The sequence below is a fragment of the Caballeronia sp. AZ7_KS35 genome, from assembly GCF_023631045.1.
GTDB lineage: Bacteria > Pseudomonadota > Gammaproteobacteria > Burkholderiales > Burkholderiaceae > Caballeronia > Caballeronia zhejiangensis.
In genome coordinates this window covers 1-14,070 of record NZ_JALQDV010000043.1, presented here as the reverse complement: position 1 = coordinate 14,070, position 14,070 = coordinate 1, and the positions used below count along the sequence as shown (strand labels likewise).

The 14,070-nt window shown below is 63.7% G+C and carries 10 protein-coding genes; 7 read left to right on the top strand and 3 right to left on the bottom strand.

The genetic code is table 11. The annotated features are described in order from the left end of the window. Positions 1–54 precede the first annotated feature (54 nt). The 7 genes from NCT05_RS27830 (at position 55) to NCT05_RS27800 (ending at position 10,189) form a co-directional block, all read left to right on the top strand. Entirely contained in the window at positions 55–1,359 is a 1,305-nt protein-coding gene (locus NCT05_RS27830) for an MFS transporter (RefSeq protein WP_008346830.1), read from the top strand. Positions 1,360–1,422: 63 nt separating this feature from the next. Beyond that, positions 1,423–2,625 (top strand): alpha-hydroxy acid oxidase, encoded by a 1,203-nt coding sequence (locus NCT05_RS27825; RefSeq protein ID WP_250503667.1) that lies wholly within the window; start codon positions 1,423–1,425, stop codon positions 2,623–2,625. Positions 2,626–2,643: 18 nt separating this feature from the next. Further along, positions 2,644–3,432, top strand: a complete 789-nt coding sequence (locus NCT05_RS27820; RefSeq protein ID WP_250437338.1) for an SDR family oxidoreductase — start codon at positions 2,644–2,646, stop codon at positions 3,430–3,432. 447 nt (positions 3,433–3,879) lie between these two features. Then, positions 3,880–5,178: an ATP citrate lyase citrate-binding domain-containing protein gene (locus NCT05_RS27815; RefSeq protein ID WP_175943170.1), complete on the top strand. Its 1,299-nt coding sequence runs from the start codon at positions 3,880–3,882 to the stop codon at positions 5,176–5,178. 11 nt (positions 5,179–5,189) lie between these two features. Next, positions 5,190–7,889 (top strand): CoA-binding protein, encoded by a 2,700-nt coding sequence (locus NCT05_RS27810; protein WP_250503666.1) that lies wholly within the window; start codon positions 5,190–5,192, stop codon positions 7,887–7,889. Positions 7,890–8,057: 168 nt separating this feature from the next. Then, positions 8,058–9,356, top strand: a complete 1,299-nt coding sequence (locus tag NCT05_RS27805) for an MFS transporter (protein ID WP_008346820.1) — start codon at positions 8,058–8,060, stop codon at positions 9,354–9,356. A gap of 50 nt (positions 9,357–9,406) precedes the next feature. After that, positions 9,407–10,189 carry a substrate-binding domain-containing protein gene (locus NCT05_RS27800; RefSeq protein WP_008346818.1) on the top strand — a complete coding sequence of 261 codons (783 nt, stop codon included), beginning with the start codon at positions 9,407–9,409 and terminating at the stop codon, positions 10,187–10,189. A 14-nt stretch (positions 10,190–10,203) separates the two neighbouring features. On the opposite strand, the gene dctA is transcribed toward NCT05_RS27800, so the two are convergent. The 3 genes from dctA to NCT05_RS27785 form a co-directional block, all read right to left on the bottom strand. Next, positions 10,204–11,514 (bottom strand): C4-dicarboxylate transporter DctA, encoded by a 1,311-nt coding sequence (dctA, locus tag NCT05_RS27795; RefSeq protein WP_250503665.1) that lies wholly within the window; start codon positions 11,512–11,514, stop codon positions 10,204–10,206. Further along, positions 11,511–12,476 (bottom strand): LysR family transcriptional regulator, encoded by a 966-nt coding sequence (locus tag NCT05_RS27790; RefSeq protein WP_250503664.1) that lies wholly within the window; start codon positions 12,474–12,476, stop codon positions 11,511–11,513. The genes dctA and NCT05_RS27790 overlap by 4 nt, the downstream gene beginning before the upstream one ends. 609 nt (positions 12,477–13,085) lie before the next feature. Continuing rightward, positions 13,086–13,892: an alpha/beta fold hydrolase gene (locus NCT05_RS27785; RefSeq protein WP_175981557.1), complete on the bottom strand. Its 807-nt coding sequence runs from the start codon at positions 13,890–13,892 to the stop codon at positions 13,086–13,088. Positions 13,893–14,070: the final 178 nt, after the last annotated feature.

The following is a 14,070-nucleotide window of genomic DNA, read 5'->3' as shown; positions in this document are numbered from 1 at the left end:
AGACGGACGCCCGGCCAACGAGGCGTCCGCGCATGACACGGACGGAGACACCGCATGAACAAGAGCAAACGGATCGTACGGATCCAGCGCATTTCGATCTTCTTTCTGACCCTCGCCGGCAGCATCAACTATCTGGATCGCAGCGCGCTCTCCATTGCGAATAGCGTGATTCGCGGCGAGATGGGCCTGAGCGCGTCGCAGATGGGCCTGCTGCTGTCGGCCTTCTCGCTCGCCTATGCGTTCGCGCAACTACCGGTCGGCGCGATGCTCGACCGTTTCGGCGCGCGCGTGATGCTGGGCTGGGGCATGATCCTGTGGTCGGTCGCGCAGGCCTGCTGCGGGCTCGTCGGCAATATCCAGCAGTTCTTCCTGGCGCGCGTGTGTCTCGGCATCGGCGAGGCGCCGCAGTTTCCGGCCGGCGCGAAGGTCATCGGCGAGTGGTTCGCGGTGCGCGACCGCGGCACGCCGACCGGCATCTTCGTCGCGTCGACGACCGTGGGCCCGGCGATCGCGCCGCCGATCCTCACCGCCATGATGCTCGCGCTCGGCTGGCGCAACATGTTCTTCGCGACGGGCGTGTTCGGCGTCATCGTGGCGATCGGCTGGTATGTCGCCTATCGCAATCGCGACGAAGTGAAGCTCGCGGCGGAGGAGACGGCCTATCTGAACCAGGACTCGCAGGAAGACGAAAACAGCAAGCCGCTCAGCGGCGCGCAATGGCGCAGCCTGTTCCGGCAGAAGACGACGTGGGGCATCTTCTTCGGCTTCATGGGCGTCATCTATACCGTGTGGCTCTACCTCACATGGCTGCCGGCGTATCTCGAACACGAACGCGGCCTGAGCATCGCGAAGGCGGGCTGGGTCGTCTCGATTCCCTATGTCTTCGGCACGCTCGGCATGCTGAGCAGCGGCTTCACGGCAGACCGCCTGTACCGCAGAGGCCTGCAGGCGATCACGAGCCGCAAGTGGCCGATCTGCATCGGTCTCGTGGGCGCGGCGGCGTTCACCGTTCCGGCGGCGCTGACACCGTCCACCACGCTCGCCGTGATCTACATCTCGGGCGCCATGTTCTTCATCAATCTGGCATCGGGCGGCGCGTGGTCGCTGATCTCGATCGCCGCGCCGCGTCAGGCGGTGGCCTCGCTCGGCGGCATCCAGAACTTCGGCGGCTTCCTGGCCGGCTCGGCCGCGCCGATCGTCACCGGCATCGTCGTGGACCGGACGCATTCGTTCGTCGCCTCGCTGATCGTGAGCGCGGTCATCGCGCTGCTCTCGGCGGTGGCGTATCTGCTGCTCGTGCACCGGCCAGTCGCGGTATCGGAAGACGTCGGGGAAACGGCCGTCGGCGCGCTTTCCTGATTCGCTCGCCATGCCGGCGTTGCGTGTCGTTTGAAAAGATCTTCTGTCGGAGTTCGAGCTTCAATGCAAACAGTAACGTGTGTCGAAGACCTTCGCCTCATGGCGAAAAAGCGGGTGCCCAAGGCGTTCTACGATTACGTCGATAGTGGCTCGTACACCGAATCGACTTATCGCGAGAACGGTCGCGCGTTCGCCCGGCTGACGCTCAAGCAACGCGTGGGCGTGAACGTGGAAGGGCGCAGCACCGCAAGCACGATGCTCGGACAGCGGGTCGCAATGCCCGTGGCCATCGCACCGACCGGACTGACGGGCATGCAATGGGCCAACGGCGAGATCCTGGGTGCGCGCGCGGCCGAGCGCTTCGGCGTGCCGTTCACGCTCTCGACCGTGAGCATCTGTTCGATCGAGGACGTTGCGGCTCATACGAAGGCGCCGTTCTGGTTTCAGCTCTACGTCATGCGCGACCGTGGCTTCAACCAGTCGCTGATCGAGCGCGCGAAGGCCGCCGGTTGTTCGGCGCTGGTGGTCACGCTCGATCTGCAGATCAACGGGCAGCGTCACAAGGATCTCAAGAACGGCATGACCGTGCCGCCTCGCCTGACGGCGGCGAACCTGCTTGATTTTCTGCGCAAGCCGGGCTGGGTGATGCGCGCCGCTTCGGGCAGACGCAACTTCGGCAATCTCGCCGGCTTCATCAAGGGCGGTGACGATGTGATCGCGATCAGCAAGTGGGTCGCATCGCAATTCGATCCGAGCCTCGACTGGAACGACATCGCGCATATCCGCAGTCTCTGGCCCGGCAAGCTGGTGCTCAAGGGCATCATGTGCGCCGAGGATGCGCGCATGGCGGCTTCGCTGGGCGCCGATGCCATCGTCGTCAGCAATCATGGCGGACGGCAGCTCGACGGCGCGCCGTCGACGGTCGAGGCCTTGCCCGCCGTGGTGGATGCCGTGGGCGACGCCACTGAAGTGTGGGTCGATGGCGGCATCCGCACCGGCCAGGATGTGATGAAGGCGCTCGCGCTGGGCGCGAAGGGCACGATGGTCGGCCGAGCCTTCATGTATGCCCTCGGCGCGATGGGCGAACCCGGCGTCGCGCGCATGCTCGAGATTGTGCGGAACGAACTCGACGTGACGATGGCGCTGACCGGCGTCCGGTCGATCGGCGAGATCGGGCCGCACAATTTTCACGAGCCGCGTGTTGCACAGGCTTTCCGCGCGCGCACGGCCGGGGCCATGACTCAACGAGAAGAATCTGTCATTTGATTGGAGGTTGGACGCGCAATGGATCTGCAAATCGAGGGTAAATGGGCGCTCGTTTGCGCCGCGAGCAAGGGGCTGGGGAAGGGCTGCGCCGAAGCGCTGGTCGCTGAAGGCGTCAACGTCGTGGTGACGGCGCGCGGCGAGGACGCGCTCGAATCGACGGCAGCCGGGCTTCGGCAACTGAATCCCCGCGTTCAGGTGATCGCGGTGGCAGGCGATATCACGACGAGCGCCGGTCGGGAGCGGGCACTGAGCGCGGCGCCTCGCATCGACATCCTGATCAACAATGCGGGCGGCCCGCCGCCGGGCGATTTTCGCGACTGGACCCGAGACGACTGGATCGCGGCGCTCGATGCGAACATGCTGACGGCCATCGAACTGATGCGCGCCACCGTCGATGCAATGGCCGAGCGAGGCTTCGGCCGGATCGTCAACATCACGTCGGGTGCGGTGAAGGCGCCCATCGATGTGCTCGGGCTGTCCAACGGCGCGCGTTCCGGCCTGACCGGCTTCGTCGCGGGTCTGGCCCGGCAGAAACGGATCGCGGAGCATAACGTGACCATCAACAATCTGCTGCCGGGCTTGTTCGATACCGACCGCCTGAAGCAGTCCACCCAAGCGGCCGCTACCGCGCAGGGCAAGGCGTATGACGCTGTGCTCGAAGCGAAACGTCAGGCAATACCGGTAGGGAGATTCGGCACGGCGCAGGAGTTCGGCGCGATGTGCGCTTTCCTGTGCAGCGGACACGCGGGCTACCTGACCGGTCAAAACATCCTGATGGATGGGGGCTCGTTTCCCGGGACGTTCTGACGGATCGTTTCATCGCGGCCGTCAGTCACGAGCGGCGTTCTTCTCCGAGCGCCAAAATCAGGCGGCGTTACCGGCGTGCAACGCGTCGTCCAGTCGCCGCCTTTTTCGGCATTGATAACGTTTGAACATCAATGCTTCGAAAAATTGCACTTCTTGTTTCAGCCTTCTTGCGCAAGTATCTGGTCTCAAGACGTTCATAAAAGAGAACGCGTCGGAGACAGGCACGAAGCGCAGCACAGCGTTTCGCTGCATCCCGGTGCACGCCCGTTCAGGGCTGCCGTCAAGAGTCATCGACGCCCATCTCGCGTAACCCACCTCGCTACTTGAATCCTGCCGCCGCTTTCGAGCGCGTCTACGGCAGCGGTGCATCTCGCGCCTGCCGCAGCGAGTCGATGCACTTCCAGTATCCGCTTCATTCGTCATTGCTCAAATCAGGAGACACGTCACATGCAGATCACCGGAATGTTGCACGGCTCGCGCCTGCTGCAATTCGTCGGCTTTCCGTCCAGCGAAGTGCTGGGCCCGGGCGCCAGCGAAGAAGAGATCAAGTCGCTCATCGACCGTCACGGGCAGATATTCATCAAGCCGGTGTTCAAGGGCGGTGTGGGCAAGAAGGGCAAAGCGGGCTTGCTCGGCCGCGCCACGGATCTCAAGACGGCGCTCGCCGAAAAGGAACGACTGTACTTCGCCGAACACGCCGTAGGCCATGTGAAAGCCAAGGCGAACGGCGTGACGTTCGAAGCGGGCGTGCCGGCCAAGCATGAGGTCTACTTTTCGATCACCGATTCCACGCGTTTCCGCGCGCCGACGATGACGCTTTCGCACATGGGCGGCATGGACATCGAGGAAGTCGATCCGAAGCACGTCGCGATGGTGCCGTTCGATGCCTTGACCGGATTGAAGGCGTTCGTCGTGGCGAATGCGCTGAGCGAGATCGGCGCGCCGCGCGAAATCATCTCGCCGCTCGTGCAGCAGTTGCCGAAGCTCTGGGAGTTGTTCCACGACTTCGGGATGACGACGCTCGAACTCAACCCGATCCGCATGCGCGAGGACAAGAAGGGACGTCTCACGCCCGTCGCGTGCGACTTCAAGTGCGGATTCGATCGCGACGATCCGCGCTTCTCGCGGCTCGGCCTGCCCCCGCATCTGTTCGCCGCCGACTACTCGGATTTCGAACAGGAGATCAACCAGTTGCGCACCCACCAGGGTCAAAGCGATGTCTACGTGATCAACGACAAGGGCACGATCCTCGCGCCCACCTTCGGCGGCGGCGCGAACTCGCTCGTCACGGAAATGCTCGGCGATGCGGCCATCATCTCGTCGGACTTCGGCGGCAATCCGCCCTACGAAAAGATGAAGGAAGTGGCGCGCATCTGCTTCCGGCACTGGCTGAAGCAGTCGAATGTGCTGTTCATCATCGGCGGCAAGTCCAACAACACCGACATCTTCGAAACCCTGCGCGCGATGGCCGATGCGCTGCGCGAGCACTTCAGCGAGCACGGACCGACGCCGCTCTATGTCGTGCTCGGACGCGGCGGCCCGAACCTCGTGCGCGGCATGTCCGCGCTGCGCGACACCTGCGATTCGCTCGGCCTGCCGTATCGCCTTTTCGGTTTCGACTCCGACATCAGCGAGGTGATCCAGTACGCGCGCCGTGCCGATACATGGATGCAATCGGGCGGACGCGCGCAAGTTGCGGCGCGCATCGGCGCGCGCGACGCGCAATCGCATACGGCATCGGCTTGAGGAGATCGGACATGCACAAGCAAGGCAATAGTCGTTTCAAATACTTCGTCGGCATACAGTCGCTGGCGGATATCGCGACGCGCGAAGACCGCGTCTGCGTGCTCAACATCCTGGGCGGCGAATCATCGGACGTGACGCCGGTGAGCCACGCTTTCTCGGGCGCGAATGTCGTCTTCGGCACGGCGCCCGGCAAAGGCGGACAGATGCTTGCGACGCCCGCGGGCGACATTCCGGTCTTCAACAACGTGCGAGAAGGGCTGGAAGCCGGACATCGGTTCAACTGCGGCGTCGTCTATCTGCCGCCTTCGGCCGCGCGCGACGGCGTGGCCGAACTGATCCGCGTGAATCCGGATCTGCGCAAGATATTCATCATCACGGAGAAGATCGCCGTGCACGATGCGCGTGAGATTCGCGCGATGGGTCAGCAGGCGGGCATCGACATCTTCGGCGCGAACGGGCTGGGCGTCGCGGACTCGTGGCAACGCGTACGCATCGGCGGCGCGCTCGGCGGCGACGATCCGGGCGCGACCTTGCGCCAGGGATCGATCGCGGTCTTCTCGAATTCCGGCGGCTTCAGCACAACGATTGCGCAATACCTGCGCATGAGCGGCTGGGGCACCTCGACGGTCATTTCCAGCGGGAAGGATGTCTACATCCACTATGCCGCGCCGGAATTCGCCTTCGCGCTCGCAAACGATGCGCGCAGCAAGGCTGCCGTGCTGTACTGCGAGCCCGGCGGCTATTACGAAGCCGACGCGGACTTCACGAAGCCCGTGGTCGCGTGCGTGGTGGGCCGCTGGAAAAGCCGTCTGACGCGCGCGGTGGGACATGCTGGCGCGATGGCGGGCGGCGCCGACGATGCGCTCGCGAAGGAACGCTGGTTCAAGGAGAAATTCGGCGTCGAAAGGCTTTTCACGCCCGGCGATCCATGCTGCTCGGCGAAGGGTGCGGTGGTGACGAACATCGCGCATATTCCCGCCGCGCTCACGGCGGTGATGCGGGCGAACGCGACGATGCCCGACTTCGAGCCCGAAGGCAGCCTCGCGCTCAAGCCGTGGTTCGGCTCCGATCAGGGGCTCGATTTGCCCGACGATCTCGCGCTTGCGGTCGTGAAAGCCGTCGCGCCCTATGACGAACAAGTCGCGCGGGTGAACGACCAGATCGGCGCGATTCCGCCGCGGCAGCCGTTGAAGGACGCATCGGGCGCCTCGCAGATGGATGCGAAGACTCAGGTGAGCAGCCTGCACGGCGTATCGATGCTCGACGCGTCGACGCATTCCTTCGAAGCGAACGTGTGCCTCGCGCTGCTGCACGAGTTCGGCGGCGCGAACGATGAGAAACTGATCGACGTCGCGGTCGGCGCGGCGGTCAACCTGTACGGCACGCCCGAACTGGCGGCGGCGCAGGCGGCGCGCGAGGCCGGCAATGCGCCCAATGCCGTGCTCGCGGCTGCTGCCGCCATCGTCGGGCCGAATCGCCAGCGCGCGGCGCGCGAGGCGGCCAAGCTGATAATCGACCGGTTCGCCGCAGCAAGACTCGTCGACGCATTCGATCGCGATTTCGACATCGACGCGATCGACACCGAGGGCAGCGCGGCACTGTTCTGCGAGGAACCGGATCCGAAGGCCGAAGCCATGCTCGCCGGTCTCGCCGCCCGTGGCGTGAATTCCGTATTCGTGCGATGGATTGCCAGCGGCCCGGGCCATCCGCGCGCGGACGCCGTGCTCGCGGCGATCACGACGACACTCGCCTGGGGCCCGCTCATGCGCAAGCGCATCTCGCGTCTGACGGCGGAGAGTCTGCCGTGGTGGACGAAGCTGTTCGGCACGCTGATCGGCGCTTCGGCGGACGCGTCGCGCCATCGTCCCGACAGCTTCTGCGATGTTTCCACCGAGGCGTTGCTCGGCGAGCGCTCGCTGACGGAGATTGCGTTCGCGGCGCTGCTCGGCCTCGAACCCTCCGCCGACGACCTGTTCGCTTTCAGGACGCTGACCGGATTGCTGCTCACGAACGGACCGGGTGCGATCTCGGCGCAAGGCGCGAAGGGTGCGGTATCCGCCGATGGCCCCGAATCACCCGAACGCGTGCAACTGAACAAGGCGTTGACGGGTTTTCTGACGCACACCGGCTATACGCACGGCGGCAATGGCTACGAAGGCATCGCCTTTCTCAACGATGCGTTTCGCGACAGCGCCCTCGACGATCCTGCGGACCCGCATCACGGCGTCGATCTCGACGCGCTCGCGCGCCGTTCCGTCGAGCATTACGCGCGCTACAAGGCGAGCCAGAAGCAGGCCGGCAGCCTCGACATCGCCAAGCTGCCGGGCGTCAATCACCCGGTTTTCAAGGACAAGCCGGTGAATCACGATCCGCGCGAGGTGTTCATCGCCGATCTGTACGAGGCGCGAGGCGAGTACAACGCGTTTCATGCGTATTACCGCGCGCTGGTGCAGGCCTTGTTCGACGCGGGCGTCTCGCGCAACGTCTACTGCGTCAATGTCGATGCCGTGATCGCCGCGCTGCTGCTGAAAATGCTGTGGCAACCGCTCAAACGCGGCGCATTCAGCGAGGCGGATCTCGAAACCGCTGCGTTCACGATCTTTCTGTATCCGCGCATGCTCGGTTGCGCCGCGGAAATCGACGATCACCTGAACCGCGGTCGAAACATGGACACGCGCACGCCCGCTTCACAGTGCCGTTTCGTGGCCTGAGCGCCGACATCCGGGAGGTCGGCCGAGCCGACCGTTTCCGGCGATTGATAACCATAGGACATCAATCGTTCAGAACATTGCACTTATCGTTTTGATGGCGACGCGCCATCATTCCCGAAAGACAAGAGCGGACACTCCGCAAATTTCGGGACTTCAGGAGACACATCGATGCATCCCTCACCTTCCACCCTTTCGCCGGGACATTCCAAGGCTGCGGCGGTTTTCCGCGTAACGGCCGGCAATTTCCTGGAGCAGTTCGACTTCTTTCTGTTCGGCTTCTACGCGACGCAAATCGCCGGCGTGTTCTTTCCGGCATCGAGTGAATTCGCTTCGCTGATGATGACGTTCGCGGTCTTCGGCGCCGGATTCCTGATGCGTCCGCTGGGCGCGATCGTGCTCGGCGCGTACATCGACGATGTCGGCCGCCGCAAGGGCCTGATCGTCACGCTTTCCATCATGGCGAGCGGCACCATCCTGATCGCATTCGTGCCGGGATACGCGACGATCGGTCTTCTGGCCCCCGCGCTCGTGCTCGTCGGACGTCTGCTGCAGGGGTTCTCCGCGGGCGCCGAACTGGGTGGCGTATCGGTCTATCTCGCCGAGATGGCCACGCCCGGCCGCAAGGGCTTCTTCACGAGCTGGCAGTCCGCGAGCCAGCAGGTCGCGATCGTCGTGGCCGCGGCGCTCGGCTTCGCGCTCAACCAATTCCTCGACACCACGGCCATCGCGAGTTGGGGATGGCGTGTGCCGTTCTTCGTCGGCTGCATGATCGTGCCGTTCATCTTCATGCTGCGTCGCAATCTGGAAGAAACGCAGGAATTCAAGGCACGTCAGCATCGCCCGAGCATGAAGGAAGTGTTCCGCACGCTGGCCCAGAACTGGGCCGTCGTGATCGCCGGCATGATGCTGGTGGCGATGACCACCTCGAGCTTCTATCTCATCACGGTCTATGCGCCGACTTTCGGCAAGACGGTCCTGCATCTGAGCACCGCGGATAGTCTGCTCGTGACTTTGTGCGTGGCCGTGTCGAACTTCGTGTGGCTGCCGATCGGCGGGGCGCTCTCGGACAAGATCGGCCGCAGGCCGCTGCTCGTCGGCATGACGGTGCTCGCTATCGCAACCGCATACCCCGCGCTGTCGATACTCGCCCACGCGCCGAGCTTTATCAACATGCTGCTCGTGCTGCTTTGGCTCTCGTTCATGTACGGCATGTATAACGGCGCGATGGTCGTCGCGCTGACCGAGGTGATGCCGGTTCAGGTGCGCGTGGCGGGCTTTTCGCTTGCTTACAGCCTTGCGACGGCGGTGTTCGGCGGCTTCACGCCGGCCATCTCGACGGCGCTCATTCACATGACCGGCGACAAGGCCGCGCCCGGATACTGGATGAGCTTCGCCGCGGGCTGCGCGCTTCTGGCGACGTTCGCGCTCTATCGCCGGCGTGCGGCGACGCTGACTCCGGCGCACTGACGCGTCGCTCGTTGCGCCAAGCGTCTATCGAACCCTACACGACTCCGATCATGAAAAATCTGCTTCCGAAACTATGCGCGGCTGCGCTCATCGCCACCTCGGCCGTTGCGTTCAGCGTGCAGGCCGCCGACCTGCACGTCATGAGCTCGGGTGGCTTTACCGCGGCGTACAAGGTGCTCGGTCCGAGGTTCGCGTCCGAGACGGGCAACACGCTCGACACGGCGCTGGGTCCGTCGATGGGCAAATCGCCCGAAGCCATTCCCAACCGTCTCGAACGGGGCGAGCCGGCCGACGCCGTCATCATGGTCGGTTACGCGCTCGACGAGCTGATCAAGCAGGGCAAGGTCGTGCCCGGATCGCGCGTGGAACTGGCGGACTCGCGCATCGGCATGGTCGTGCGCGACGGTGCGGCCAAGCCCGACATCAGCTCGGCGGAAGGCCTCCGGCAGACGCTGCTGCATGCCAAGTCGATCGCCTACTCGGACAGCGCGAGCGGTGTCTATATCGAGCGGGAGCTGTTCACCAAGCTCGGCATCGAGGATCAGGTCAAGCCCAAGGCGAAGATGATCCCGCGCATACCGGTGGCCTCGGTCGTCGCGAACGGCGATTACGAGATCGGCTTTCAGCAGGTGAGCGAGTTGCTGCCGGTCACGGGCGCGACCTTCGTCGGAAAGATTCCCGAGTCTTTGCAGTCCGTCACGCGTTTTGCCGCTGGCATTCCCGTGAGCGCACAGCATCCGAAGGAAGCGAAGGCGCTCCTCGACTATCTGGCATCGCCCGGCGTTCAGGCAGATGTGAAATCGACGGGACTCGATAGCGTCGCCGCGCATTGATACAGCCTTCGCCGTCAACTTCTCGAGGTGCTGCTCGCGTGGTCCTCTGCGCCGTCGGCGTCGCCCGGCGCCGGCGCGCGCAGCATCCGGGCGAGGCGCGCGCGATCGCAGGCGCCTTCCCACATCGAAACGAAGATCACCGCGCACGCGTTGCTGATGACGCTCGTGAGCGCGCGCGCTTCGGACATGAAGCGGTCGATGCCCACCAATAGCGCCACGCCGGCGACGGGAAGATCCGGAATCACCGTCAGCGTCGCGACGAGCGCCACCAGGCCGCTCCCGGACACGCCCGCCGCGCCTTTGGACGTGAGCAGCATGACCGCGAGCATCATCGCGATCCGCGGCGCGGAGAGCGACACGTCGCACGCCTGCGCGATGAACATGGAAGCAAGCGTCAGATAGATCGCGGTGCCGTCGAGATTGAACGAATAGCCCGCGGGCAGCACGAGTCCGACGACGCCCTTGTCGCAGCCGAGCATCTCCAGCTTGGTGATGAGGCGCGGCAACACCGGTTCCGTCGACGAAGTCGCCAGTACGATGAGCAATTCCTCGCGCAGATAACGCAAGAGCCGCCAAAGCGCGAAGCCGTGCAAGCGCGCAAGCGCAGCGAGGACGAGCGCGACGAACAGCACGCATGCCACGTAGAACGACACCATCAACATGCCGAGGGAGCCGACCGAGTGAATCCCGAAGCGGCCCACCGTGAAAGCCATCGCGCCGAATGCGCCGAGCGGCGCGAGCCGCATGATCATCGCGAGGATGCGAAACAGCGCCTGGGCGATGCCATCGATGAGCGCGAGCACGGGCCTGCCTGCGCCGGGATGCAGATTCAGTGCGAAGCCGAATAGCAGCGAGAGCAGCAGCACCGGCAGCACCTCGCCCTTCTCGAAGGCGCCGAGCATCGTTTCGGGGATGACGTTCAGTGCAAAGGCGACGAGACCATCCGGATGCGCCTGCTTCACATACTGCGCGATGATCGTCGTATCGAGACTTCGGGCGTCGATATGCATGCCCGCGCCGGGCCGCATCAGAAAGGCCGTGACGAGTCCCAGCGCGAGCGCCACGGCAGTCAGAAAATAGAAGAGTCCCAACGCCCGGAAGATTGCGCGCCCGATGGCTTTTCCGCTCGCGACAGACGTGATCCCGGAGACGATCGTGCAGAAGACGATCGGCGTGATCATCATCCTGACGAGGCCGACGAAACCGTCGCTGACAGGCTTGAGGAGCGAGCCGGCTTGCGGCCAGAAGTGCCCGAGCGCCATGCCGAGCAACATGCCAAGCACGACCTGCACATAGAGCAAACGGAGCGTTCTCGCCACCCTCACGACGCGGGCTTCCTGCTCGGGCGCGCTTTTGGAGCGACGTCGTCGGTTAATGTGTCGCTGCTCCTGACATCGCCTCTCATATCCAGAATCGTTTGATGAAACTCCTGCGCGGCCGGCGTCAGCGTACGCCCGCGGCGTCTCACGATTCCCACTCGTCGCTTCACGACGGGGTCGACCAGCGGCACACTCGTGAGGATGTGATGATTGCGTCCGGGCATGGCCATCGACGGTACGGCGGCGACGCCGAGGCCCGCTTCGACGAGACCGAGCATGGTCGTGACGTGACGTGTTTCGCACACGCTGGGCGCGCGCGGCGATACGGCCGAAAGAGCCTGATCGAGCAACAGGCGATTGCCGGACGTCTTGTCCACGGAAACGTATTCGTGTTCGTAGAGCTCGTTCCAGGTCACGCGTTTCTTGCGCGCGAGCGGGTGGTCGCGACGGCAAGCCGCAACGAACTGCTCCTGCAGCAGCACTTTGAAGTCGACCTCGGACTCCTGGCTTCCCATGAAGCTGACGCCGAAATCGGCCTCGCCGCTGATGACGGCGGAGAGCACTTCGTTCGCGCTCGCATCGAGCAGTTTCACCCTGATGCGCGGAAAACGGCGATGGAAGCTCGCAACCGCGCTTGGCAGAAAGTAGTAGGCCACGGATGGCACACAGGCAATGGTTACGTGACCCAATCGGCTCGATGAGACATCGCGGATGCCGAGCAGGGCGACATCGAGATCGTCCAGCAGCTGCTCCGCGCTCGGCGCGAAGGCGCGGCCCACAGTCGTGAGCGTCACGCTGCGCGTGGTGCGTTCGAAGAGACGCACGCCGAGCGCTTCCTCCAGCTTGTCGATCCGGCGGCTCAAAGCCGGCTGGGATATGTTCACCGCCTCGGCTGCCTTTCGGAAGCTGCCCAGTTCCACCACGGCTCTGAATGCCTGCAAGTCGTTGAGGTCGAAGTTGACGCCCACGGGCCATTCTCCGCGTTCTTAGATGCCGATATTGTGCATTACGCCGAGGGGGGGCGGCTAATTGTGGGGCGGGTTGTGATCTTGGTCTGGTCGGACGAGGGCGGCGGTGGGGCTTCGCGAAGCCGTGCGCCGGGGATGATGGCGAGCGGATAACGATTGATGCGTTCGATGCTATTTTCCGGTTGTCGATCGGCGCGCGTTTTCAAGCGGCAGGGAGCGGGTGGGCGGGTCTCTCGGCACTAGACGTCTATCGTTACAACCCCGACCGCACGGCGGAGGTTTGGGCAAAAACGCGTGCAGTGAGCAAGCGGGTCGATCAGAGTCGGAAGTTGGTTCGAAGGGGGCTTATCGGCCATAAAGGGACCTTCGAGCAACGCAGTACCGAGGAATTGAGACGGCTGCTCCACTTCAGCAAGCGGTCAGTCGATCGGCAACAGCTGGCGAGTCATTCGTCCCTGCCAACTCGATGCGCTTTTATGGGATTGGATGAGGAAAGCGCATCGTTGCAACAGTCCGGTGCAGGCGCTGGAGCCTTGGTCGTTTCATGTTCCGCGAACATGCTTCACATCTCGTCAGTTGCACGGGGTCAAATCTGCGTGTAGCGAGGCGTCAGGCCGCTCGCTGATGAAGCGAGGCAATAGCCCTCCACATCAGCACGGGATTCGAATACATCGGGAAATGCCCACAGTCAGGAATCTCGGCCAATTCGACGCCCTGCTCGCGGATGTAGTCAAGATAGGAAAGCGACGCATTTTGCTCGCCGTACATGAACATGCGCGGAAACGGTAGGCCGAGGAACTTCGTCATCAGGTCGCCGTTGTCCGACAGGTCGACCATTGATCGGAAGATCCCACCAACCGCTTCGGCGCGTACCTTGTGGCGTAGGCTCGCCGAATAGAGCGCACTGGCATACGCCGGCGCGAGCAACGTGCGTTCAATGAAATCATCGAAAAACTTTCGCGCGCCGTCGCGCGGGTGCTCGATGATCTGCCGGCTGAGAAAGCAGTCTTCCGGTGCGATGTTGCCCTCGATATCGACAAAGCTGATCACGCGCTTCGGATGCCGGTGCGCAAGCATCAGCGCAGTCAGACCGCCCATCGAATGGCCGACCAGATGAAATCGTTCGAATCCGGCGCGCTCGAGCACGGCGAGCGCCGTATCCACCAGGAACGGGATGCTGATCTTCAGGAGGTCAGCGCAATGCGTCTCGCCGCAACCCGGCGCGTCGTACGCTATGAACGGATGACCGGCGAATTCGGCATGGCGGACGATGTCCGCGTAGTCTTCCTTGGTCGACCCAAACCCATGCAGGAAAAGGATCGGCGCCTTGTCGCCGTCGCGACGGATAGCTGAAACCTCCAGCGCTGTTCCGTCGACGGACAACACGAACTGTGCACGGGAAAATTCTGCAGGCATCGTTTTTACTCTTTGAATAGGGATCGCGTGGTCCCGCTAGGAACGCGTTGGGTGCCGTCGAGGCCGGCCATGAGGCCATGGACGCGATGCGTTAGTTTGTCGTAAGCGCGAGCTTTAGCACACCGTATCGAGAATTGTTTGCAAGTGACGATCGAGCGAAGCGTAGCCGCACCGCGGC

Excerpts from the sequence above, each read along its gene's own strand:
- NCT05_RS27830 (WP_008346830.1), top strand. The coding sequence starts at position 55 with ATGAACAAGAGCAAACGGATCGTACGGATCCAGCGCATTTCGATCTTC.
- NCT05_RS27810 (WP_250503666.1), top strand. The coding sequence starts at position 5,190 with ATGCACAAGCAAGGCAATAGTCGTTTCAAATACTTCGTCGGCATACAG.
- NCT05_RS27825 (WP_250503667.1), top strand. The coding sequence starts at position 1,423 with ATGCAAACAGTAACGTGTGTCGAAGACCTTCGCCTCATGGCGAAAAAG.
- NCT05_RS27820 (WP_250437338.1), top strand. The coding sequence starts at position 2,644 with ATGGATCTGCAAATCGAGGGTAAATGGGCGCTCGTTTGCGCCGCGAGC.
- NCT05_RS27800 (WP_008346818.1), top strand. The coding sequence starts at position 9,407 with ATGAAAAATCTGCTTCCGAAACTATGCGCGGCTGCGCTCATCGCCACC.
- NCT05_RS27805 (WP_008346820.1), top strand. The coding sequence starts at position 8,058 with ATGCATCCCTCACCTTCCACCCTTTCGCCGGGACATTCCAAGGCTGCG.
- NCT05_RS27815 (WP_175943170.1), top strand. The coding sequence starts at position 3,880 with ATGCAGATCACCGGAATGTTGCACGGCTCGCGCCTGCTGCAATTCGTC.
- NCT05_RS27785 (WP_175981557.1), bottom strand. The coding sequence starts at position 13,892 with ATGCCTGCAGAATTTTCCCGTGCACAGTTCGTGTTGTCCGTCGACGGA.